This is a genomic window from Massilia aerilata (assembly GCF_042656905.1).
In the GTDB taxonomy this organism is placed as follows: domain Bacteria; phylum Pseudomonadota; class Gammaproteobacteria; order Burkholderiales; family Burkholderiaceae_D; genus Telluria; species Telluria aerilata.
The window spans coordinates 488,407-511,901 of the sequence record NZ_JBHSMZ010000006.1; the positions used below are offsets into that span (position 1 = coordinate 488,407).

At 64.6% G+C, this 23,495-nt stretch carries 18 protein-coding genes; 9 read left to right on the forward strand and 9 right to left on the reverse strand.

All coding sequences use genetic code 11. From position 1 onward, the window contains the following. Window positions 1-74 precede the first annotated feature (74 nt). From ACFPO9_RS11325 to ACFPO9_RS11340, 4 genes are read right to left on the reverse strand one after another with little or no spacing between them, the layout of a single operon-like run. On the reverse strand, window positions 75-1,472 hold the full coding sequence (locus ACFPO9_RS11325; RefSeq protein ID WP_379770661.1) for a heavy metal sensor histidine kinase: 1,398 nt from the start codon (window positions 1,470-1,472) through the stop codon (window positions 75-77). Window positions 1,473-1,476: 4 nt separating this feature from the next. Further along, a complete protein-coding gene (locus tag ACFPO9_RS11330) occupies window positions 1,477-2,166 on the reverse strand; it encodes a heavy metal response regulator transcription factor (protein WP_379770663.1) in 690 nt (229 codons plus the stop codon). After that, window positions 2,163-5,252 carry an efflux RND transporter permease subunit gene (locus ACFPO9_RS11335; RefSeq protein ID WP_379770666.1) on the reverse strand — a complete coding sequence of 1,030 codons (3,090 nt, stop codon included), beginning with the start codon at window positions 5,250-5,252 and terminating at the stop codon, window positions 2,163-2,165. Before ACFPO9_RS11335 ends, ACFPO9_RS11330 begins: the two co-directional genes overlap by 4 nt. Continuing rightward, entirely contained in the window at window positions 5,249-6,325 is a 1,077-nt protein-coding gene (locus ACFPO9_RS11340; RefSeq protein WP_379770668.1) for an efflux RND transporter periplasmic adaptor subunit, read from the reverse strand. Before ACFPO9_RS11340 ends, ACFPO9_RS11335 begins: the two co-directional genes overlap by 4 nt. Window positions 6,326-6,613: 288 nt before the next feature. On the opposite strand from ACFPO9_RS11340, the gene ACFPO9_RS11345 reads away from it, so the two are divergent. Both ACFPO9_RS11345 and ACFPO9_RS11350 read left to right on the forward strand, forming a co-directional pair. Continuing rightward, a complete protein-coding gene (locus ACFPO9_RS11345; protein ID WP_379770670.1) occupies window positions 6,614-7,270 on the forward strand; it encodes a DedA family protein in 657 nt (218 codons plus the stop codon). Between the two features lie 65 nt (window positions 7,271-7,335). Continuing rightward, window positions 7,336-7,929 (forward strand): phosphatase PAP2 family protein, encoded by a 594-nt coding sequence (locus ACFPO9_RS11350; RefSeq protein ID WP_379770673.1) that lies wholly within the window; start codon window positions 7,336-7,338, stop codon window positions 7,927-7,929. Window positions 7,930-7,973: 44 nt separating this feature from the next. Here the strand turns inward: ACFPO9_RS11350 and ACFPO9_RS11355 are convergent, their stop codons facing one another. Continuing rightward, window positions 7,974-8,360 carry a hypothetical protein gene (locus tag ACFPO9_RS11355; protein ID WP_379770675.1) on the reverse strand — a complete coding sequence of 129 codons (387 nt, stop codon included), beginning with the start codon at window positions 8,358-8,360 and terminating at the stop codon, window positions 7,974-7,976. A gap of 141 nt (window positions 8,361-8,501) precedes the next feature. After that, entirely contained in the window at window positions 8,502-8,879 is a 378-nt protein-coding gene (locus tag ACFPO9_RS11360; RefSeq protein ID WP_379770677.1) for a PepSY domain-containing protein, read from the reverse strand. 286 nt (window positions 8,880-9,165) lie between these two features. Between ACFPO9_RS11360 and ACFPO9_RS11365 the strand changes: the two genes are divergently transcribed. The 7 genes from ACFPO9_RS11365 (at window position 9,166) to ACFPO9_RS11395 (ending at window position 20,259) form a co-directional block, all read left to right on the forward strand. Continuing rightward, window positions 9,166-10,536 (forward strand): TolC family protein, encoded by a 1,371-nt coding sequence (locus tag ACFPO9_RS11365; RefSeq protein ID WP_379770679.1) that lies wholly within the window; start codon window positions 9,166-9,168, stop codon window positions 10,534-10,536. Further along, window positions 10,533-11,612, forward strand: a complete 1,080-nt coding sequence (locus ACFPO9_RS11370) for an efflux RND transporter periplasmic adaptor subunit (RefSeq protein WP_379770681.1) — start codon at window positions 10,533-10,535, stop codon at window positions 11,610-11,612. Before ACFPO9_RS11365 ends, ACFPO9_RS11370 begins: the two co-directional genes overlap by 4 nt. Further along, window positions 11,609-14,671 carry an efflux RND transporter permease subunit gene (locus ACFPO9_RS11375; protein ID WP_379770684.1) on the forward strand — a complete coding sequence of 1,021 codons (3,063 nt, stop codon included), beginning with the start codon at window positions 11,609-11,611 and terminating at the stop codon, window positions 14,669-14,671. The genes ACFPO9_RS11370 and ACFPO9_RS11375 overlap by 4 nt, the downstream gene beginning before the upstream one ends. A 495-nt stretch (window positions 14,672-15,166) precedes the next feature. Beyond that, on the forward strand, window positions 15,167-17,548 hold the full coding sequence (locus ACFPO9_RS11380) for a hybrid sensor histidine kinase/response regulator (RefSeq protein WP_379770687.1): 2,382 nt from the start codon (window positions 15,167-15,169) through the stop codon (window positions 17,546-17,548). A 160-nt stretch (window positions 17,549-17,708) separates the two neighbouring features. Beyond that, window positions 17,709-18,167, forward strand: a complete 459-nt coding sequence (locus ACFPO9_RS11385) for a bacteriohemerythrin (RefSeq protein ID WP_379770689.1) — start codon at window positions 17,709-17,711, stop codon at window positions 18,165-18,167. An 80-nt stretch (window positions 18,168-18,247) separates the two neighbouring features. Further along, a complete protein-coding gene (locus ACFPO9_RS11390; protein WP_379770692.1) occupies window positions 18,248-19,648 on the forward strand; it encodes an aromatic ring-hydroxylating dioxygenase subunit alpha in 1,401 nt (466 codons plus the stop codon). A gap of 41 nt (window positions 19,649-19,689) precedes the next feature. Next, window positions 19,690-20,259, forward strand: coding sequence for a 3-phenylpropionate/cinnamic acid dioxygenase subunit beta (locus ACFPO9_RS11395; RefSeq protein ID WP_379770695.1), 570 nt, complete (start codon window positions 19,690-19,692; stop codon window positions 20,257-20,259). A 32-nt stretch (window positions 20,260-20,291) separates the two neighbouring features. Here ACFPO9_RS11395 and ACFPO9_RS11400 read toward each other — a convergent pair whose 3' ends face one another. From ACFPO9_RS11400 to ACFPO9_RS11410, 3 genes are read right to left on the reverse strand one after another with little or no spacing between them, the layout of a single operon-like run. Beyond that, entirely contained in the window at window positions 20,292-21,512 is a 1,221-nt protein-coding gene (locus ACFPO9_RS11400; protein ID WP_379770698.1) for a multidrug effflux MFS transporter, read from the reverse strand. Continuing rightward, entirely contained in the window at window positions 21,512-22,546 is a 1,035-nt protein-coding gene (locus ACFPO9_RS11405; RefSeq protein WP_379770700.1) for an oxygenase, read from the reverse strand. Before ACFPO9_RS11405 ends, ACFPO9_RS11400 begins: the two co-directional genes overlap by 1 nt. Further along, window positions 22,533-23,480 carry a Rieske 2Fe-2S domain-containing protein gene (locus ACFPO9_RS11410; protein WP_379770702.1) on the reverse strand — a complete coding sequence of 316 codons (948 nt, stop codon included), beginning with the start codon at window positions 23,478-23,480 and terminating at the stop codon, window positions 22,533-22,535. The genes ACFPO9_RS11405 and ACFPO9_RS11410 overlap by 14 nt, the downstream gene beginning before the upstream one ends. Between the last annotated feature and the right edge of the window lie 15 nt (window positions 23,481-23,495).

Here is a 23,495-nt window from a genome sequence, read left to right on the forward strand (position 1 = left end):
AGGATGTCGGCACGCTCATCCTCGACAAGGGTGGTGCGGTGTTCAGTTCGCAGCCGGTCGCCCTGCTGTGGGGTTCAGTACGGACGTTCTCCAGCTCGCGCCGGGAGGTCCGCTCGCACGGCAGCCGCAATCGGGAATACTAGGGTAAAGCAGGTGCCCTGCCCGCGGCGGCTGGTCACGCTGGCCGTGCCGCCGTGCAGTTCGACGATCGAGCGCACCACCGCCAAGCCAAGTCCGGTGGTCTCGGCCGAACTACGCGAAGCATCGGCCCGGTAGAAGCGGTCGAACAGGAACGGCAAGTGTTCGGGCTCGATGCCGGCGCCATCGTCGGTCACGGAAATCACCACTGCATCGCCCTGTCGTGCAGCGAGTAGACGCACCGTGCCGCCACGACCGGTATAGCGCAAGGCGTTTGCCAGCAAGTTTGACAGCGCGCGGCGCAGCAACAAGGGGTCGGCCGGGAGCTCGCAGGCGCCGCTTGCTTCCAGCTTGACACCGTTCTCCTCGGCCGCGATCTCGTAGAATTCGGCAAGCTTCCGAAACTCCACTGCCAGCGATACTTTCTCCAGGCGCAGCCCCTGCTCGGCATTGTCGGCGCGTGCCAGGAACAGCATGCTTGACACCATGCGCGACAGGCGCTCGCCCTCCTCGACCACGACTTCGAGGGTCTTCTGGTACTCGGCCGAATCGCGCGCGCGCGCAAGAGTCACGCTGGCGGCGGCGACCAGGTTGTTGATCGGCGAACGGAACTCGTGCGCCAAGTCCGACGAAAAGCGAGAGAGCTGCTCGAACGAGCGCTCCAGGCGCGCCAGCATGTCGTCAAAAGCCGTCGCCAGCTGCCGCAATTCAGCCGGCCAGGCATTGTTGGCGATCCGCGCGTGAAGCTGCTCGGCGTTGACCCGCCCGATCTCGGCGCTGATCGCACGGACCGGCGCCAGGCCGCGCCGTGCCAGGATCCAACCCATGCCTGCCGAGAACAGAATCGCCAGCGCCACCACGCCGATCAGCTTCTTGCCGTAGGCGCGCAACACCCGCTGGTCCTGCGACACGTCGAGCATGCCTCGCAGCTGTGCTCCGTTGCCAGCCAAGTGGCCGACCGGCACGCTCACTGTCAGCACGTGGCGCGCCTGCCCGTACACCGATGCGTTGGAGGAAGCGTCGCGCACGCGGCCATCAGCGCCAATCAGCTGCCAGGCAAAGCGACGGTAGGTGTCCTGGTACTCGACCCATTCGTGCTGCCAGTGGTTCGGCAGCTTCTTCTGCACCACGTCATCCAGCACCTCTTGCTGGATCTGCAGATCGGCCCTCAGCTCGGCCTCTTCCTTTTCGTGCAGCTGGTGCACCAGTTCCGAATACATCATCGCCGACACGCCGATCAGGACCACCGCGATCGCCGTCCCGAAGAAGACACTCATGCGCGCCGTCAGCGACCAGCGCCGCGGGCTGCCCAGCTTATTTGCCAACTTGCTCAATCGCTCAATCCCGGGCTTCGAGGACATAGCCGACCCCGCGCACCGTGTGCAGGAGCTTGACGGGATAGGGATCGTCGAGTTTGGTGCGCAGGCGCCGGATCGCGACTTCGACGACATTGGTTTCGGACTCGAAATTCATGTCCCACACCTGGTCCGCCAGGATGGTGCGCGACTGGACTTCGCCCGCGCGCCGGATCAACAGCGACAGCAGGGCGAACTCCTTGGGCGTCAGGTCCAGGCGCTCGCCGTTTCGGGTGGCCCGGTGCCGTAGCAGGTCCAGGCTGAGATCGGCCAGTTCGAAGGTGGTCGGCTCATGCGCTGCCGCGCCGCGATCGTTGCGGCGCAAGATCACACGGACCCTGGCCAGCAATTCGCTGAAAGCGAATGGCTTCACCAGGTAGTCCTCCGCGCCCAGCTCCAGGCCGCGAACGCGGTCTTCGACCTGGTCGCGTGCGCTCAGGAATAACACAGGCGTGGTGCGGCGTGCGCGGCGCGCGGTCTCGAGGATGGCCCAGCCGTCCAGCACCGGCAACATCACGTCCAGGATCGCCAGGTCGTAGTCGACGGTGAGCAACTGATGGAGTCCGTCCGGCCCGGTATGGGCGACGTCGACCACCATGCCCTCCTCGTTCAGGCCCTGGGCCAGGTAGGCGGCGGCGGTTGGCTGGTCCTCCACCAGCAGGATCTTGGTCATGAAATGGTTTCCGCGTGATGTACAGGAATGGCAGCCGGCCGGGGCGCCGCAAAGCGCTCGAACACCAGGTAGAGCACGGGAGTGATAAACAGGGTGATCAATTGCGAGAACAGCAGCCCGCCGACGATCGCGACCCCAAGCGGCTGGCGCAGCTCGGCGCCGCTGCCCAGGCCCAGGGCGATCGGCAACGCGCCCATGATAGCGCACAGGGTCGTCATCATGATCGGACGAAAGCGCGGGAGGCAGGCCTGCCGTACCGCGGCGCGCGCCGCCAGCCCGCCCTTGCGCTGGGCGTCGAGCGCGAAATCAATGATCATGATCGCATTCTTCTTGACGACGCCCACCAACAGCAGGATACCGATCATGGCGACGAAGCTCAGGTCCAGCCCGCACAAGCGGAGCGCCAGCATGGCGCCCACCGCGGCGGACGGAATGCCGAGCAGGATGGTGACCGGATGGACCCAGCTCTCGTACAGCACGCCGAGGATCACGTAGATCACGGCCACCGCGATCGCGATCAGCCACAGCTGGCTAGATTGCGACTGCTCGAACAGGGACGCCTGCCCTGCGTAGGCGCCGAAAACGGTCGCTGGCAGGCCGACCGCAGTCTTGGCCGCGTCGATCGCCGCACTGGCGTCCGACAGCGACTTGCCTTGAGCCAGGTCGAAGGAAATCGTCACCGCCGGCAACTGGCCCTGGTGGTTGATGGCCAGCGTGCCGGGACCGCGCCCTACCCGGCTGAACGCGCTCAAGGGCACCAGCGCCCCACTGCTGCTGCGCACCTGGATTTTCGACAGGCTGGTTTCGTCGCGCCGGAAACGGTCGTCCAGCTCCATGATGACCTGATAGCTGTCCTCCGGCGCATATATAGTCGATACCTGGCGTGTACCGAAGGCCGCGTACACGGTGTTGCGCACGCTGGCCATGTCGACGCCCATCGCCGCCGCCTTGTCGCGATCGACTTCGAGGCGCGCTTCCAATCCCTCGCGCTGGGAATCGGTGTTAATGCCGACAAACACCGGCGACTTGCCGAGCTCGGCGACCATCCTCGCGGCCCAGGTTTCCAGCGAGCCGGGGCTCACGGCCTGCAGGGTGTATTGATAGGTGCTCTTCGACCCGCGCCCGCCGATCTTCAGGTTCTGTACAGGGCTGAAGAACACCTTGACGCTCGGGAGGAAGGCGGTCTCGGCGCGGAAACGCTGCAGTACCTTCGCCATCGGCGGACGTTGGCCGCCGGGCTTGAGCGTGATGTACATGTTCGTGGTGTCATGGTCGACCTTGGAGGCGAGGTCGGACACGTAGGCGTCCTTCATCAGCACCGCCTCGATCCGGCGCAGTACGGCCAGCCGGCCTTCATACGACATGTCCTGGGGTGTATCGACGTTCGCTGATATCTGCCCGGTGTCCTCCTGCGGAAAGAAGCTCTTCGGCGCCGCGACATACATCCAGGCCGTCAAAACGAAAGTCGACAACCCTACCAGCAGCACTGGGGCGCGGTGTGCCAGCGCCCAGTCGAGGCCGCGCCCGTACCAGCCAAGCAGGCGTTCGAAGCCGCGCTCGAAGGCCGAGCTCCAGACCGGCGCCGAGCGCGCGCCATGGGACCGGTGCGCGCTCTTCACGAACATCGGCACCAGCAGCGGAATCAGGGTCAGCGACGCCGCCGCCGACACCAGCACCGCCAGCGCCACCACCAGCGCGAACTCATGGAACAGCAGGCCTATCGTGCCCGGCATGAACAGCACTGGAATGAACACGGCGACCAGCGAGATCGAAATCGACACCACGGTGAACGCCACCTCGCTCGTACCGCGCAAGGCCGCGTCGTAGGGGGCCATGCCCTCCTCGATGTGGCGCATGATGTTTTCCAGGACCACGATCGCGTCGTCGACCACTAGGCCGACGGCGATCGTCAGGCCCATCAGCGAAATATTATTCAGGCTCATGCCGAACGCGTACATCATGCCGAAGGTCCCGAGCAGCGACACCGGCAGGCTGATCGAAGGGATCAGCGTCGCCGCAAGCTGGCGCAGGAACAGCAGGATCACCAGGATCACCAGGGCGATCGTCAACAGCATGGTGAGGTTGACGTCATGGACCGAGTCGCGGATCGACAGTGAGCGGTCGTTCAGGACTGTCATCTTGACGGAGCCGGGCAACTGGCTGGCAAGCTTCGGCAACGCGGCGCGGATCGCATCGACCGTCGCCACGGTGTTGGCGCCGGGCTGGCGCTGGATTTGCAGCAGGATCGAGCTCTCGCCGTTGATGCCGCTGGTGTTCTGGTTGTTCTCCACGCTGTCGAGCACGGTCGCCACCTCGTCAAGCCGCACGGGCCTGCCGTTGACGGTGGCGACGATCACGCCGGCGAAGTCACGCGCCTTCATCAGGCCGGTCGTCATCTGGATGCTCATCATCTGGCGCCGCGTATCGAGCTGGCCCAGCGGCGCATTGGAGTTGGCTGCCTTGAGGGCCGCCGCCACGTCCGGCAGCGCGAGGCCGAGCGCGGACAGGCGGTCGGGATCGATTTCTATGCGTACCGCATAACGACTCTGGCCAGACACGTTGACCTGCGCGACGCCGCTGAGGGTCGAGAGGGCCGGCACGATCAGGTTATCGGAAAAGCCATTCAGGTCACTCAGGCGCAAGGACGGCGAGCTAAGGCCGATCAGCAGGATCGGAGCATCCGCAGGGTTCACCTTGCGGTATGACGGCGGTGTGGTCATCTCGGCCGGCAGCGAGCGCGAGGCGCGGAACAGCGCGGCCTGCACGTCGGCCGCGGCGGCATCGATGTTCCGGCTGGCGTCGAACTCGAGCGTGATCTGGCTTTCGCCCTGGATGCTGCTTGAGGTCGTCGCGATCAGCCCGGGAATCGCGGAGAACTGTTTTTCCAGCGGCGTGGCGACCGAGGTCGACATTGTCTCGGGACTGGCGCCGGGCAGGCGCGCCCCAACCTGGATGGTGGGCGTGTCGTAGGTCGGCAAGGCGGCCACCGGCAGGCGCAGCCAGCAGGAGAAGCCGGCCACGATGACGCTCAGCCACAACAACAGGGTGGCTATCGGGCGTTCGAGACAGAGCTGGGCGAACCTCATCGGGCGCCCGCCGTGCCGGCGTCCTTCGCCAACTGCACGGTCATCCCCGGCCGCAGGTTCTGGCCCCCTTCCAGCACCACGCGCTGTCCGCCGGCGATGCCGTCGACCACCGCTGCCTCGTCCTGGATGCGGAGCAGCCTGACCGGCTTGCTGCTGACCTTGTTGTTGGGGCCGACCAGGTAGACGAAACGCCCGCCCGGCCCATCCTGCACTGCCTGGGGTGGCAAGACCACGGCGCCGTGGCTCACACCCGCATGCACCACCACGCGTGCAAAGCCACCCGGCCACATGGTCTGGTCTGGGTTCGGGAAACTGGCCTTGAGGCTGATCGTCGCGCTGTCCTGGTTGATCGTATTGTTGACGAAGCTGAGCTGGCCCGTCGCGCCAGGATGGCCGTCGATCGACACAGCGACCGGCCCGGCGGCCCGCGCCGCCAGCAGCGCAGGGAGGTCCTGTTCCGGTAGGTTGAACTCGACACCGATCGGCGAAAACTGGGCGATGGTGACGAGCGGCGCCGCCGCGGCGGCCTGCACCAGGCTGCCAGGATGGACTACCACCGCGCCGGCCCGGCCCGAGATCGGGGCGACGATCCGTGTCCGTTTGAGCGTAGTGCGGGCGCTGTCCGCCTCGGCCCGCGCCGCGCGCGCCTGCGCCTCCAGCCCATCAACCTTGCTGGCGGCCGTATCGACCGCGCTGACGGCGATGAATTTGGCCTTCACCAGCTGCTCGGCACGGCCATGTTCGCGCCGCGCGTCGGCCAGCTGGGACTGGACCAGCCCGGTCTGCGCCTCGGCCTTGGCCAACTGGGCGCGCGCATCGCTGTCGTCGATGGTGAACAGCAGCTGCCCGTTGGCGATCTGCTCGCCTTCATGAAAATGTACGCCGACGACGGTCCCGCCCACCTGCGGACGCACGTCGACGAAGTCGAGCGCCACGATATGCCCCTGGGCCGGCAGGTCGACCGGTATGTCGACGGCCTTGGTTTCGGTGACGCTGACCAGTGGCGGCGCCTTTTTGGCCTTGTCCTGGTCGGCGCCGGAGCCCTGGCTGCAGGCGGCAAGGACCAGTAGCATCGCCAGTGAACAAAACGGAGCGAGGACAGGAGTCAAGGACTGGCGGCGATGGCGCATGAAAGGAATGGACGGGTGAGCGAACACGAAAGGGGGGACCCGTATTGTCACCGACGGCGCATGACGGAATCCCCCCTCGAATATTACATTTTTGTAAGCTTGTTCGTGCGTAGCTGCCTAGCCGCTATTCTTGTCGCTCCATCAATACATGACCAGGACGGTACACCGTATGCGCAGTTCCCCACGACAGGGCACGATTTCCCATCATCCAGACTCCCCGAAGCGGCCCGCATGACGGGCACCGTGATCGACTGGGTGCTGCACCTCGACACCCACCTGGCCGCGCTGGCCGCCAGCCACGGCACCCTCGTCTACCTACTGCTGTTCGGCGTGATCTTCATCGAGACCGGGGTCGTGATCCTGCCTTTCCTGCCGGGCGATTCGCTGCTGTTCGTCGCCGGTGCGCTGGCGGCCCAGGAGACCTTCAGCCTGCCCATCCTGGTGCCGCTGCTCGCGGTGGCCGCTATCGCCGGCGATGGCGCCAACTATGCGGTGGGCAGCCTGATGCGCAAGAAGGTGGCCAACGGACACAGGCTCCGCCTGATCAAGCCCGAATACCTCGAACGCACGCACGGCTTCTTCGAGCGCCACGGCCGCAAGACCATCGTCCTGGCGCGCTTTGTCCCCGTCGTGCGCACCTTTGCGCCCTTCGTCGCCGCGCTCGGCAGTATGCCCTACACGACCTTCCTGGCCTACAACGTGATCGGAGGCCTGCTCTGGGTCGGCGCGCTGCTGGGCGCCGGCTACGCCTTCGGCAACATCCCTTGGGTCGGCGCCCATCTGACCGTCGTCCTGCTGGGGATCGTCGCCCTGTCACTGCTGCCCGGGTTGATCGGCTGGCTCAGGGAACGATCCGGAACGAAGGTATCGGAGCAAAGCGGCAGCTGAACCCAGGCTCCATCGTCGAACATGAGAGGAACGAGATGAAGTGAAGGAAAACGATACTGGCGGTTTTGCTCACGGCAATTGGTTCGGGCAACGTGGCCCTGGCTGGTGGCGGCCCGCTGGGTAGCGACAGGCAGCTGGGCTACGACAACCAGGGTATCTGGAAGCGGAGCAATCAAACGGCCCTGCAAGGCGTATTGATCGGCGGCGAGGTTCTCGGTGCCCTGTGGGAAGGAAGCGATACACGGCTCGGCAAGACCTTTTACCAGGCCATCGACGCATCGGCCCTCGGGGCCGTATCGTCGGAAGTGCTCAAGCATACCTTCCGGCGTCTTCGGCCAAACCAGACCGACGACCCCGACCAGTGGTTCAAGCATGGCGGCCGTAGCTTTCCCAGCGGCGAAGTGACGCTCGCGGCCAGCGTCGTCACGCCCTTTGTGCTCGAGTACGCCCAAGATCATCCAGCCGCGTATGCGCTGGAACTGATTCCGCTCTACGACGCGGTGGCGCGCATGAAGGTACATGGGCACTGGCAAACCGACGTGCTGGCCGGCTGGGCCATCGGCACGGCAACGGGGTATTATGCGCATCGGCGCGCGCAATCGCTGACGGTCGGTGTTCTGCCGCGCGGCCTGACAGTCGGGTGGCGTACGAAGTTCTAGACCCAGGCCACACTCACTCTCTATTCGGTGACCTGACGCGTCAGTCAGGTCTTGCCTTGCAGCTTATCGAAGGTTTTCAGCAGGTCCGCCAATGCTGCCTTGCAATCGGCCTGGGCCAACGTATCGGCGCGCAGCGCCGACAACGCAGGATCGATGGCCTTTTCGAGGACATGCCAGTCATCGGCGGCCCTAGGTTTCAGTCCCGCCTCGGCTGCATCCCATTCGACTTCCAGATCCTTGATGCGCGCCTTCGCTGCTGGTAGCTGGCCCTTGGTTAGCCAGTAAATCCATGGGGTATAACGACGGGTGCCCAACTGTGTGAACAAGGCCACCGCCAGCATGGCAGCCATGACCGAACTCGTGATGCCCTGGCCCCAACCGGAATTGACCGTCAGGAAATCCGCCCCCGTGTCCCCCACCGTGGTGGACATGATCTTGATAACTCAGAACGAAAGCGTAATTTCAGGAACCTTATTGCTCCAGTCGGCCGATCTGGACGCAGGCAAGCTGAACATGACATTCTCTCCGAGCCGTACTGACGGGTTCGCGGACGGCGCTCCCGCGATGAACCCTTACTTCGACGCGGACTTTTCGGCCGCGCCCTCATTCTTCTCGGCCGCAAGCTCTTTCGCTTCCTTCGCAGCGTTTTCTTTTTCCATAGCTACAATTTTTCCCGTCCTGGCATCGACCTGTATTTCCGTAACGCCCTTCACAGTTGGCTGTGCGATGTCAAACGACCATATCAGTCGCCCGTGCTCCTTTTCTAGTTCCGAACTTTTCACCTCCCCGTGGGGAACTTTTGCAAGCGCGGTTGCTTGCGCCTGTGCCTGGCTGATCTTGGCCTGGGCCTGCAATGCCGCCTGTGACTCTTCAGCTGCCGATACGTCTGTCATCATGAATGCAGACGCCAACACTACCGAGGAGGCAAGAGCTTGATGGAATGCTTTCATTGTTTCTCCAGAAAAATGGGCTGTCCTAGACAGCGGGTTCGCACAACTTGGCCGCATGAAGAAGCCGACGCATCCATGGCGCCATCTTCACCGAAAAGGCATAACGGCGGCCCTCCCGCTTGATTACATTTCAGTAAGCTTATTCGTGCGCACCTTCCAGACGGCTATGCTTGCGCACCATTTAGAGACCCCGGGGCAGCGCGCCGCAATCATGCGCCCTTCGGTACCCGACAGACTACCCGCTGCCACTGCTTCACGGATGGCACTTGGCCGAGATTCACCATACATGCCCCGTCCTTACCTGTTGATCCCGCTGTTGATCCCCATTTTGCTCGGCGGATGCACCAGTTACCGGCCGCTGCCCCTGCCCGGCGAGTCGGCCAAGGCGCCTCCCCTGGAACGGATCACCGTCGACACCCGCAGCCTGCCCTTCCCCGCGCTGGCCGCACACGGCTTTGACGCTTCCGATGGCCTGGACCAGCTTGAAGCCGCGATCCTGGCGGTCGCCAACAACCCCGATCTGAAGCTGGCGCGCGACGACGCCGCCATCGTCCGCGCCCAGTCCTTTGCCGCCGGGCTGCTGCCGGACCCGCAACTGGCACTCAGCGGCGACCTGTCGAACACCCAGGGGCCGGGCTCAACCCGCGCCTACAGCGCCGGGCTGAGCTACGACTTCAACGCCTTGCTAACCCACTCCAGCGTGGTACGTGCTGGCCGCGCAGACGTCCGCAAGACCGACCTCGGCCTGCTGTGGCAGGAATGGCAGGTGGCGTCCCAGGCAGAACTCCTGCACGTCAAGCTGCGCTACGAGCGCAAGCAACTGGCTGTGCTCGCTGACACCGAGACCCTGTTCACCGACCGCGTCGGGCGCATGCGCGCGGCGCTCGCGCAAGGCCTGCTGGCCACTGATGCGATGCTGCCCAACCTCACCGCCCTCCAAGACGTCCAGCGCCAGCGCTTCGAGCTTGAGCGCCAGGCGCGCCAGGATGCTTACGACATGAACACCCTGCTGGGCCTCGGTGCCGGCACGACGCTGCGCCTGCAGGACAGTCCGGCGCAGACGGCACCCAGCCAGGCCGAGGTCGACGCCGCCGAGGCAGGCCTGGCGCAGCGCCGGCCCGACCTGCTGGCGCTGCAGGCAGGCTATACGGCCCAGGACGCGCGTTACCGCGGCGCGATCCTGGCCCAGTTCCCGGCGCTGAACATCGGCCTGACCCGCGCCCGCGATTCCAGCAATGTGTATTCGAAGGCGGTCGGCATCACGCTGACCCTGCCTTTCCTGAACCGCAACCGCGGGAACATCGCGATCGAAAACGCCACCCGCCAGCGCCTGCATGATGAGTATCAGCAGCGGCTGCGCGCCGCGCACGACGAGCTGGTGCGGATTCCCGACCTCTTGCGCCGTAACAGCGCTGCACTGGTCCAGGCCAATGCCAGCGTAGCCGAGCTGTCGGTGCTGCTGGAGCGCAGCAAAGTCGCTTACCGCGCCGGCAACGTCGACATGCTGGTGTATGCGAACGCACGCGCTGCCCTGCTGGCAAAGCAGCTGGAGCAGATCGCCCTGCGGCAGGCCGTGGCCGAGCAGCAGGTGGCGCTGCGCACGTTGCTGGGGCTCGATCCCTCGAATCCTTCCCTTTCACGAAAGCTTCACGAATGAACACTCGCCATATCGGTATCGGCGTCGCCCTGGCCGCCGTGATCGGTGCCGCCGCCTGGTGGCACTTTGGACCTGCAGGACCTGCGCAGCAACAGGACGCCGCCCAGCAAGGCAAGGACGACACCAGCGTGCTGGTCCAGACCGCAAGCGTCACGCGATCCAGTCTGGCCCAAACGGTCAGCGTGTTCGGCGAAGTCGCCGCCGGCAAGCCGGAATCGCTGAGCTTCGCCCAAGCCGGACAGCTGCTGCGGGTACCGCTGGTGGCCGGCCAGCAGGTCAGGCGGGGTGAACTGCTGGCGACCCTGGGCAGCGACCCTACCGCGCAAAGCAATTATGAACAGGCCAGCAATGCGGTCGGCTTCGCCCAGCGCGAACTGAAACGCAACGAGGAGCTGCTCGGCCTGCAGCTGGCGACCGCCTCCCAGGTCGACGCCGCCCGCAAGCAACTGCGCGACGCCCAGGCGAGCCTGGAGGCCCAGCGGCGCCTCGGCGGCGGCCAAGGCATAAGCCGGCTCGAGGCCCCTTTTGACGCCGTGGTGACGGCACTGCCGGTGGCCCAGGGCGAGCGGGTCCAGGCCGGCGCCGCGGTGGTGCAGTTGGGCCGGACCGACCGCCTGCGCGTGCTGCTCTCGCTCGAGCCGGCGCAAAGCGCGCGGCTGGCGCCCGGCATGCCGGTGAAGATCACGCCGCAGCAGGACGGTGCGCCGCCGATCACCGCGCCGATCACGGAAATCCAGCACATGGTCGATCCGAAGAACCAGATGGTCACCGGCATCGTTGATCTCCCCGCCGGCAAGACGCCGCAACTGCTGGTCGGCACACGCATGCAGGCCGCCATCGAGGCTGGCCGCCATGAGGCCTGGGTGGTACCGCGCCAGGCGGTCCTGAACGACGACGCCGGCGCCTTCCTCTACCAGGTCGCGAACGGCCACGCGCGCCGTGTCGCGGTGCGTACGCTCACCGAGAACGACAAGCAGTACGGCGTCGAGGGCCAGTTGGCCGCCAATCTGCCCGTAGTCGTGCTCAGGAATTACGAACTGAAGGACGGTATGGCCGTGCGCATGGGGTCCCGATGAGCATCGGCCACTGGACCCAGTCGCACCGCCGGTCGATCCTGTTCCTGCTGCTGATGCTGGCGCTGGCCGGCGTCGTGGCGGCGCTGCGGCTGCCGGTATCGCTGTTCCCGACGGTCGACTTCCCGCGTGCGGTGGTGTCGCTGGACGCCGGCGACCAGCCCGCCGAGCAGATGGAAATGCTAGTCACCCGCCCGGTCGAGGAAGCGGTGCGCCGCGTGCCCGGCGTGCGCTCGGTGCGCTCGACCACCAGCCGCGGCGCGGCCGAAGTCTCGATCAACTTCGACTGGGGGCGCGACATGGCCTCCTCCACGCTGCAGGTGAATGCGGCCATCGCCCAGATCCAGTCGCAGTTGCCGGCCAGCACGCAGGTCGCCACCCGGCGAATGGACCCGACCGTGTTTCCCATCATCGCCTATAGCCTGGTGTCGGATTCGCTGTCGCCGATCCAGCTGCGCGACTTGGCCGAATACCAGCTGCGACCCGTGCTGTCGAGCGTGGACGGGGTGGCGCGGGTGCAGGTCCAGGGCGGCGCCCAGGAGGAGCTGCGGGTGACGGTCGATCCGGCGCGCCTGGCTTCCCTCGGCCTGTCGCTGGACGACGTTTCGCGCACGCTGGCAGCGGCGAATGTCATCAGCGCGGTCGGCCGCATCGAGGATCATTACAAGCTCTACCTGGTGATCGCCAACACGCGCCTGTCCGAGTTGGCGCAGCTGCGCCAGCTGGTGCTGCGCAACGGCGCCGGCGGGATGATGCGGCTCGGCGACGTCGCCACCGTCGAACAGGCTACCGTGCCGGAGTGGACACGTGTGACGGCCGACGGCCGTGATGCCGTGCTGTTCTCGGTCTACCAGCAACCGGGCAGCAACAGCGTGCAGATCGCGCGCGACGTCAAGGCCAAGCTGGCCGACTACCGCGCGCAACTGCCGCACGGGGTCACGATCGCCAGCTGGTACGACCAGAGCGAACTCGTAACCGCCTCGGCGGGGAGCGTCCGCGACGCGGTGCTGATCGGCATCGGCCTGTCGGCGCTGGTACTGCTGGTCTTCCTGCGCAACCTGAAGGTGACGTTCATCGCCATCATGGTGGTGCCGGCGGTGCTGGCCTCCACAGTCGTGCTGCTGCATGTACTCGGGATGAGCTTCAACATCATGACCCTGGGCGGCATGGCGGCCGCGGTTGGCCTGATCATCGACGACGCCATCGTCATGATCGAGCACATCATGCGGCGCCTGCAGGGCGGTACGGCGCACCTGCACGAACGGGTGATGGACGCGGCGCTGGAATTCCTGCGCCCGCTGGCCGGCTCGAGCGCCTCGACCCTGGTGATCTTCGTGCCGCTGGCCTTTTTGAGCGGCGTCACCGGCGCCTTTTTCAAGGCCCTGTCGCTGACGATGGCGGCGGCGCTGTTCATTTCCTTCCTGGTGTCCTGGCTCGCGGTGCCGCTGCTGGCCGACCGCTTCCTGAAAGCCAAGGACGCCGAACCGGTGCCTGACACTCGCCTGGTGCGCTGGCTGCACCGCCATTACCGGCGCACGCTCCAGGCCCTGCTGACCCGGCCCTGGCTGGTGCTGCTGGGCGTGGCCCCGCTGCTGCTGGTGGGCTTTCTCGCCTTCCGCGCGGTCGGCTCGGGCTTCATGCCTGCCATGGACGAAGGCGGCTTCGTGCTCGACTACCGCAGCGCACCGGGCACCGCGCTGACGGAAACCGACCGCCTGCTGCGCCAGGTCGAGCAGATCGTGCGCGCCACGCCGGACGTGGCCAGTTATTCGCGCCGCACCGGCGCCGGACTTGGCGGCAGCATCAACGAGGCCAACGAAGGCGACTTCTTCATCCGCCTCAAGCCGGCCGGACGGCGTCCGGTGGCGGTGGTGATGGACGACATCCGCTCGCGCGTCGAGCACCAGGTGCCCGGCCTCGACGTCGAGATGGCGCAGCTGATGGAAGACCTGATCGGCGACTTGACGGCGGTGCCGCAGCCGGTCGAGATCAAGCTGTTCGGCGACCGCCCCGACCAGCTGGCCAGGGCTGCCGTCGACGTCGCCGCACGTCTGTCGAAGGTTTCCGGCGTGGTCGACGTCAAGAACGGCATCAACCCGGCCGGCGACGCGCTCGACGTGCAGGTCGACCCGGCCAAAGCCGCGCTCGAGGGGGTGGATGCCGACATGGTCACGCGCTACCTGGACAGTGTCCTGAGCGGCTCGGTGACGACGCGCCTGCCGGGCAGCGTCAAGATGGTCGGTGTGCGGGTCTGGGTGCCGAAGGCGCTGCGCAACACCGACTCGGACCTCGGCAAGATCCAGATGCGCGCGCCCGACGGCCACTTCTTCCCCTTGCACCGGGTCGCGCGCATCCGCGCAGTGACCGGCCAGGCCCAGATCGCACGCGAGAATCTCAAGCGCATGGTGGCGGTGACGGGACGCATCTCGGGCCGCGACTTGGGCTCCGTGATCGGCGATGTCAAGACCATGATGGCCCAACGCGGCGTGCTGCCGCAGGGAAGCTACTACGTGCTGGGCGGCCTGTACGAGCAGCAGCAGATCGCCTTCCAGGGTCTGCTCGCCGTGTTTGGCGCCGCCGCCGCCCTGGTGTTCCTGCTGCTGTTCATGTACGAGAGCTTCCGTGTCGCCCTGTCGATCCTCGTCACCGCCCTCCTGGCCGTGTCCGCGGTCTTCACCGGACTGTGGATCACTGGAGTCGAGCTGAACATCTCGGCGATGATGGGCATGACCATGATCATTGGGATGGTAACCGAGGTGGCGATCTTCTATTACTCCGAGCAGCAGGAGCTGGCGCACGGCGGGCTGCTTTCAGAGTCGCTGCTGGACGCCGGCGTGAACCGGATGCGGCCGATCGCGATGACCACGCTGGCGGCGATCCTGACCCTGCTGCCGCTGGCGTTCGCGCTCGGGCAGGGATCTGAAATGCAACAGCCGCTCGCCATCGCCATCATTTCCGGCCTGGTGGTGCAGCTGCCGCTGGTGTTGCTGCTGATGCCAGTCCTGTTCCACCTGATGCGTGACCGGAAGGCCCCCGGCACGGCAGCCCGACCGCGCACTTAAACGATTGCTATGATAACTATGGAGCGCTGCCGCTCGGCTTCCGTAACTAGTTCTGACAGCGCCCACCGCGCCGGCGAGCGCATTTAGAGGGCTGAAACTGGTCTACGTCGTTTGGCAAGGGCTACTTTGCTGTGCCTGGGCCGAGCAGACGAGCTGACCATTGGCTGAGACCGCTTCCGACCCGAAAGTGAATCGTGTGCACTACGTTGGCATCGCGAGCACCGGCTGACGTCAACGAAGGTTGAGCGTACAGAGACATGCGGCTCTGACAGCGGGCAGCAAATTTAGAATAAAGTCGGCCGTCAGGATTACGACCACTTGAGGCTCCAGGTAGCCCTGCCCTTGTGACTGTTCTCAATTTTTCCACGTTCGCCCCAAGAGCAGACATTTCGTGTACTCCGTTCGCATTCCGGGTGACTCTTGCGTCCCTTCGTGCACGTAAGCTAACGCATAGACCAGTACAATATAGTACCGCAGATCTAGAAAATTTCCACAATGCAAACGGCTTTCCCAGCGCAAAATTCGCGATCGAACGTACAAGGCGCGGTTGTCTTAACCGATCGCGGGTCAACCATGCGCCGGGCGATTCGTGAATATGATTGGAGCGCCACCGTTCTCGGGCCATTGACGGCATGGCCTGCCAGACTACGCGTCGTCGTTGACCTCATGTTGGATTCGGCCGAGCCCATGGTCGTATGGTGGGGACCTGAGTATCTGCAGATCTATAACGATGCGTACGCTGCCCGCGTCGGTATCAGTGCACTCGGACAGTCTGCTGCGAGCACTTGGCAACATGGGTGGGTCGCTATCGAACCCTTTGTCGACGATGTCTTCCGTAATGCCACATCCAAAACCTACGATGAATTTGCGTTTAGTATCGAACGCAACGGCAAGCTTGAGGAAGCTTACTGGACCTACTCGTTAACACCAATACGTGATGACGTCGACGTCGTGCAGGGCGTTCTATTGCTTTCAACTGAAATCACCGAGCGCATCCTCTTGGCCAGACGCCAGCAAACGCTCGATTTGCTGCGTAACGATCTTGCCGAAGTAAAAACGCTTGATCAGTTACCAGTAGTTTGCGATCATGCAGCCTTGCTCAATCCGACGGATTTGCATAGCGTGAAGCTGCTACCGCTTCATGTGGCGGCTGCTCCCCGTGAGACCATGACGTACGGGGTACGAGTCAAAGCGCGCGAAGTCGGAATCGACGTCGATCTTGCCATCGACTTCATGCCCTCTCCCGAGGTAGCGCTGGACAACCGCTACCTCACGTTTGGCGAGCAATTCAGCTTGCTTGTGGCAACTACCCAACAGCGCATCGAGAGCGAAGCACGTCGTCGCATGACCGAAGCTGAACGAGACAGGTTGTTGCTAGACGCGCCGGTGGGCGCGGCTGTCATGCTTGGCGAGACCCTGGTTTATCACCTCGTTAATTCTGTGTATGCGGCAGTTAGCGGACGGCCAGCTGAAGAGATGGTGAATAAGTCCTTTGTGGAGGTTTATCCTGAACTGCTGGGTTCTCCTGTGCATGAAAAATTTCAGGAGGTGTATCGGAGCGGCGAGCCCTTTATCTCCGAGCCGACGCTCGTGCAAATTCACCGCAATGGCGGCGCATTGGACAACCGGTATTTTACGTACAACCTGTCGCCACTGCGCACCCTTACTGGTGAGGTATTTGGGTTGATGGTGATTGCCGTCGATATCACCACCGAAGTAGAGTCCCGCAGCCACGTCGAACGATTGAACGTCGAGCTGCAGGCCGCCGCGCGTGCGAAGGACGAGTTTCTGGCGATGCTCGCCCATGAACTGCGCAATCCCCTCGCTCCCATCGGCGCAGCTGCCGAACTCCTGCAGATCATGGCCTTGGACGAAAAACGCGTGCGCCAGACCAGCCAGGTCATCGGCCGGCAAGTGCGACACATGACTGCGCTGGTGGACGATTTGCTCGACGTCTCACGGCTGACCCGTGGACTTGTCGACCTGGACCGGGCCCCATTAGACATCCGGCATGTGGTGGCCGATGCGGTAGAGCAGGTCACGCCACTGATCCAGTCGCGGCAGCACCGCCTCGCCTTGCACCTGCCGCCGCAGATGACCGTCGTCGACGGCGACAAGAAGCGCCTGATCCAAGTCGTGGCAAATATCCTTAACAACGCAGCGAAATATACGCCCGAGAACGGCAACATCGTATTGAGCGTCGAGGTACATGCGGACCATGTTGCGATCGAGATAGAGGACAACGGCATCGGCATGGAAGCCAGTCTGGCGGCGCGTGCATTCGACTTGTTTACCCAGGCGGAACGCACGCCAGACCGATCGTCGGGTGGACTGGGGCTAGGGCTAGCGCTCGTAAAGAGCCTCACTGAGCTTCATGGCGGCCGTGTCAGCTGCAAAAGTCCGGGACTGGGAAAGGGAAGCACGTTTTCCGTGTATTTGCCCCGACATATCGACAGTAAAGTCGAACGTAATGGCCCGCATGGCGACCGCACGAATGAAGAAGAAGCGGCTTCCCTGCGCATCCTGGTCGTTGACGACAACGAAGACGCGGCGGGCATGCTTGCCATGCTGCTTGAAGCTTTGGGCCATCAGGTTATGGTCGAACATTCTTCTAGCAAGGCACTCGCACGCGCCATGCAGTATGCGCCGCAAGTGTGTGTCCTCGATATCGGCTTGCCAGAGATGGATGGCATTGAGCTTGCCAAGAGACTGCGCGCCCAGCCTGAAACCGCCAACGTTTTGCTAATAGCAGTGACCGGCTACGGCCAGGATGAGGACCGTCGACGAACCAGGGCCGCCGGGTTTGATCATCACCTTGTCAAACCAGCCGATATCAAACAGCTTTCGGCCATACTTACAAACTTCAAAAAGGACTAGTTCAGAGTGCGCTTTGGGCCTATTGCGTTGAAAAACGCTAGGGCAAAAAGCGGTCTTGATGAACGAGGGCGCCTTTCGCGTAACCGACAATTTTTTTAGAGACACTTTCAAATAAAGTGTGTACATTCAGGATTCAACATCTTTAGTTTGAGCCTGCATCATGTCAGCCCCCTCCGAACAAGACTTTATCTGGACCGACCAGTTTCTGCTCGGTTACGGTCCGATAGACGCCACCCACCGCGAGTTCGTCGATCTGGTCGGGATGCTGCTGGCGGCGCCCGACGTTGAGCTCAGCCACCATCTCGACGCGTTTGCCGAGCATGCCGAGAGCCACTTCGGCGAGGAACGCCAATGGATGCTCGCCACCGCCTTCCCTGCAGCGCAATGCCATATCGACGAACACGAGGCGGTGCTGAGGTCGGTGCATGAGGTGCGCGCCCTCCTCGCCGGCGGCGGACATGCGGATACCTGCCGCGCCCTGGCGCGCGAACTGGCGCGCTGGTTCCCGGGCCACGCCGACTATATGGATGCGGCGCTCGCCCAGTGGATGGCGAAGCGTCGGCTGGGCGGCATTCCTGTCGTGCTCCGCCGCGGCAGCGCGCACCCGGGCGAGAAATAATTCGGGCATCCGAGCATCCTTTGTTGAACAAATTTCTGGTTTGTGTACAATTCAGAAGCAGGCAAACAAAGGAGACAACGATGCAGCATAATGCCGGAACTACACTGCGGGACGGGACCACGGTCTCGGACCTGATCAACCTCGAGACGCGTGAAGTCAAGGTTCGCGCCCTGTCCGATCCCGAGCTGTATGAGCTCGAGATGGAAAAGATCTTCGCCAAGACCTGGATCTTCCTGGGCCACGAAACCGAAATCCCAAACAAGGGCGACTTCGTCACCCGCGACATGGGTTCCGATGCGGTCATCGTCGCCCGCGACCGCGACAACGAGATTCACGTCTCGCTGAACGTCTGCCCGCACCGTGCAATGCGGGTGCAGACCCACGATGCCGGCAATACCAACGTCCACATGTGCATCTACCACGGCTGGGCCTTCAAGCCGAACGGCGACTTCATCGGCGCCCCGGTCGAGAAGGAGTGCATGCACGGAAAGATGACGCCGAAGGACCAGCTCGGCCTGAAGAAGGCGCGCGTGGCGCTGTACGGCGGCCTGATCTTCGCCACTTGGAACATCGATGGCCCCAGCCTGGAAGAATTCTTCGGCGACGCCAAATACTATTTCGACACCCTGTTCCTGCGCACCAAGGGCGGCTTGGAAGTCCTTGGTCCGCCGCAGCGTTTCCGCATCAATGCGAATTGGAAGACCGCCTGCGAGCAGTCGGCCGCGGACGGTTTCCACACCCTCACCCTTCACCGCTGGCTGGCCGAAGTCGGCCCGTATGCCAAGAAACCGGATGCCGAAGGCAAAGGCGCCGACCTGTCTCCTGAAATGTATGGCAGCGAAGTCTGGACCGACCACGGTCACGCGCTGCGCTGCATCGAACTCGATCGCAAGATCCTGCGCCTGACCGGCAAGAACCCGGCAGAACTCAGCCCGGTGGAAAAGCTGACCGCCTTGCCACCGCCCGGCATCACGGCCGAGATGGTGCCGGAGCTGCTGGAGCGCTTCGACGATGGCCAGCTCAAGCTGATGTCCTGGCGCCCGCCCCAGGTCGGCGGCTTCTTCCCGAACGGCCTGTTCGAATTCATCTACCTGCCGCAGCCGGACGGCACCATCGTCGGCGCCTGCGCCCTGCACGCCTACATTCCGAAAGGCCCGGACAAGCTCGAGTTCATGAACTGGATCTTCGCCGAGAAGGATACGCCGCCCGAGCTCAAGGCGCGCATGCTGCGCCAGTCGGTCCAGATGCTGGGCACCTCCGGCATGGTCGAGATGGAAGACTCCGATACCTGGCCGCACCAGACCGAAGTCGCCAAAGGCGCGATGAGCAAGACCATCACCATGAAGTACCAGGCGATGTTCGACCAGGGCGCTCCGGAAGGTTGGCCGGGTCCGGGCCATGTGGGCGACGGCTTCACCAAGGACGACACCCAGTGGGCATGGTGGAAGTACTGGCACGAGCTGATGACGAGCGAAAAATGAACCAGCCGCCGGAAACCCTACAACGCCCTCAGGAGACACCTATGGAAAAGAATCCGCTCGAGCCGACGCCGCTGCCGCTTTCGCTGCGCGCCAACCGTGTGCCGGTCGGCAGCCCGCTGTACAACGACATGGTCGAGTTCATGTACGACGAAGCCGAGATGTTCGACACGCTGCGCCTGCGCGACTGGATCGCGATGGTCGCCAAGGACATCGAATACACCGTGCCGCTGCGCCACACCCGCGCAACCCGCGACCAGGACAAGTCCGTGGTGCGCACCGTCCAGCACATGTACGACGATTACCGCTCGATCATGCTGCGCGTGATGCGCGTGATGGACACCCGCAGCGCCTGGGGCGAGGACCCTCCCTCGCGCACCAAGCACCTGGTCTCGAACATCCGGGTCTACCGGACCGACAAGGAAGACGAGTTCAAGGTGCAAAGCTACCTGCTGTTGACCCGCAACCGCTTCGACAGCGCCAGCTTCGACCTGATCCCCTGTGAGCGCCACGACGTGATCCGCAAGACCGAGTCGGGCTACCAGCTCGCGCGGCGCGAAGTGATCATCGACCAGGCGGTGCTCGGCACGCCGAACCTGGGTATTTTCCTGTAACTATCCGGGAGTCCCGAGAACCGTTCGCAGCTTCAGGCCGCGGACGGTTTTTTATTGGACAGGCGCGAGGCAAGCAGCACGCCGGCGCCGGCGCACAAGAACAAGACGGCCGCGCCGAGCGCAAGCGAAATCAGGGATCCCCACAACAGCGGTGCCAGCACGGCGGCGATCAAGGCGTTGAACCCAGTCTGGACGAACAACTGCACGGACGAGCCCATGCCGCGCCGTTCGGGCACGCAGTCGAGTCCCCGGATGGTGATGGTCGGGACCACCAGCGACATGCCCACATTGAACACGAACAGGTGCAGGACATACCATCCGGCGCCTTCCGGGGCCGCCAAGCATACCGCAAGGTCGTAGGCGATCGCAGCACCCATCAGCGCAAACCCGGCCTGCAGGGTCCGGGCCACATGCCAGCGCGCCGCGACCTTTCCGGCCAGCGCCGAGCCGGCAACCAGGCCAAGCGTCGCCGGGCCGAACAGCCACAGGAAATCGGCTTCGCCCAGCCCGAGGTGACGCATCAGGAACACTGGCGCCGACAGTACGTACACGAAGAAGGCGCCGAACATCAGTGCGTAGGAAAGCGACCATGTCATGAAGGCGCGGTTGCCCAGCACGCGCGCATAGCCATGCGCAAGCGGCGCGAACCGGAAAGGCTGGCGCGCCTCGGCGGGCAGCGTCTCCGGCAGGCGCATGGCCACCGCCACGAACAGGCTGGCCGCCAGCAGCGCCAGGAACAAGAATACAGCGCGCCATCCGAAGCTCCGCTGCAGCGCGCCTCCAACCAGCGGCGCGATCGCCGGCGCGAGCCCATACATCATCACCACCTGCGACATCATGCGCCGCGCCAGCGGGCCCTCGTGCAGGTCCCGCACCACCGCGCGGCCGATCACGATGCCGGCGCCGGCGGACAGCCCCTGCAAGGCCCGCAAAGGCAGGAGATGGCCGACGCGCGTCGCGAACGCGCAGCCCAGCGAGGCCAGCGCATAGGCGGCCAGCCCGGCCAGCACCACCTTGCGCCGCCCGCAGGCGTCGGAAATCGCGCCGTGCCACAGCGACATGAACTCGAAGGCGGCGAAATACACCGATATCGTCTGCTGCAGCGCCACCCGGTCAGTGTGCAAGGCCTGTTCCATCTCGGGGAAGGACGGCAGGTAGGCGTTGATCGAGAACGGGCCGAGCATCGCCAGCCCGGCCAGGATCAGCGTAATGCCCGGCTGGCCCGGCATGCGGGCGGCGCCGACCGTCTCCACTAGCGCCGCATGCCGAGGATGTCTGCTATGTCGAGGCTCGGATCGGCGTCAGGGCCATAGCTGAAGTCGCCCTCGCGCTGGCGTTCGGCCAGGCGCGTCATCAAGACCCGGTATCGGTTGCCCGGCGCGTCGAAGCGCGAGCTCAGGTCGCGCCGCTGGCCGGGATCGAAGTAGCGCGCGTTCTGCGGCCGCAGCACCGAGTTGTCCTGCGGCTGGATGACGTAGGAGATACGCGGCATCAGCCAGCGGAAGGGCGCCGGCGCGTGCACCGTGTAATTGGTCTGGTCGACGCGCGAGCGGTGCCTCCCGACCGGCACGAAGGGCTGTACGTTGGGAATCGCATAGCCGGGCGTGAAGCTGGGATAGGAAATGCACAGGTTGTTGCGCAGGTGGACGTGCAGCACCGCGCGCAGGTCCTGGTACTGGGCGCGCACGCCGCCGATCCAGCGCATCACCGGCGCCACCGACTTGCGCGTGACGATGCGGGTGCGGGTCAGGGTCTCGGAGGTCGAGCTGAATTCGACCACGTCGCTTTCCGACTGGCCGTCGCCGATCGTGTTCGCATGCAGGAAGTCGGCGTGCGTGAGGTCGATCAGGTTCTCGACCGACAGCGGCGAGGCGGCGTCGAAGCGCACCGACCGCTGGGTGTAGCGCGGGATGCCCACGCCATCCTCAGGCAGGAACGGGATCCGGGGAATCAGGTCAGGGTGCGCATTGTCCGGATTACCGTACCAGACCCAGACGTAGCCGTAGCGCTCATGCACAGGATAGCAGGCGGACCCGCCAGTGAACGCGCTGGCCCTGGCACGCTGGCGTTCCAGCAGCTCGGGCCGGAACTCGGCCGCGCGTACCCGTCCCAGTTCGCGCCATAGGTAGACGTCCTGCGCATGCACCACCCGGCGCAGGGCGCGGTTTCCGACATCGGCGCTATAGGCCACCGGGAACCAGGTGTCGCGCAGGTCGAGGTTGCCGGGTATCCAGTCGCGCTTGGCGTCCGGCGCGGAGAAGCGTGCCGCCTTGTCATCCATATTCATGCGAAGTCTCCTGTACGGGCCGGGTCGATGCCTCGCCGCCGCCGCGCCGTTCACGCGAGGGCGCCGCTTCGAGCGCCGCGATGGCACGCCCGTCGACGATTGCGTGCACCGTGAAGGGCGCTGCGCCGGCCAGGCGATGCAGGCGCCAGCCCAGCGGTCCCGTTTGCGCACGCCCATGGGCGAAGCCACGCCACACCAGGCTGGTCGTCCCGCGCCTGTTGCGGGTGGCAGCGATGAACAGGGTCACCAGCGCCTGCTCGGCGGCGTCCAGCAGTTCCACGACGACGTCGCCGCCCGCCAGCGGCACGCGCGTACGCAACAGCAGCGGATGGTCGCGCACGAAGGCCGGGCCAAGTCCCCTTCCCTTCCACACGGCGCCGCGGTCGAGCACGAGATAGCCGCCATCGCGGCGCGGATCGCCGATGAAGAAGTCGGTGATCGTCACGCCGGGGAAATCCAGCAGGCATTCGGGGCCGTCGAGCATCACGTCGAGGTAGTCCTCGAAGGCGACGGCAGTCACCGCGCTGCCGGTGAACTCGCGCCCCGCCGCCTGGTAGCCGGCGCCGGGCAGCGCCTCCTGCGCCTCGCCGCTTCCCGAGTACACGTGGAGGAAGCCGTTCAGTTCGGCCACCGGGTAGGCGCGCGCCGCGGCCGGCGGAATCTTTTCGTCGCGCCGCAGGTTCGGAATATCGGTGCAGCGCCCGCTCGTCCCATCGAAGGTCCAGCCGTGGTAGGGGCATTGCAGGCCGCCCGGCCTGACCTGCCCCGGCGACAGCAGCACGCGCCGGTGCGGGCAGCGGTCTTCCAGGGCGAAGGCCTCGCCTTCGGCGCTGCGAAACAGCGCCACCTGCACGCCGTCGCAGACCACCGCCAGCGTCTTGCCAGGCGCGAGCTGCTCCGACAGCGCGACGATCCACCATTGTCCTGATGTCATATGGCCCTCTTCAAC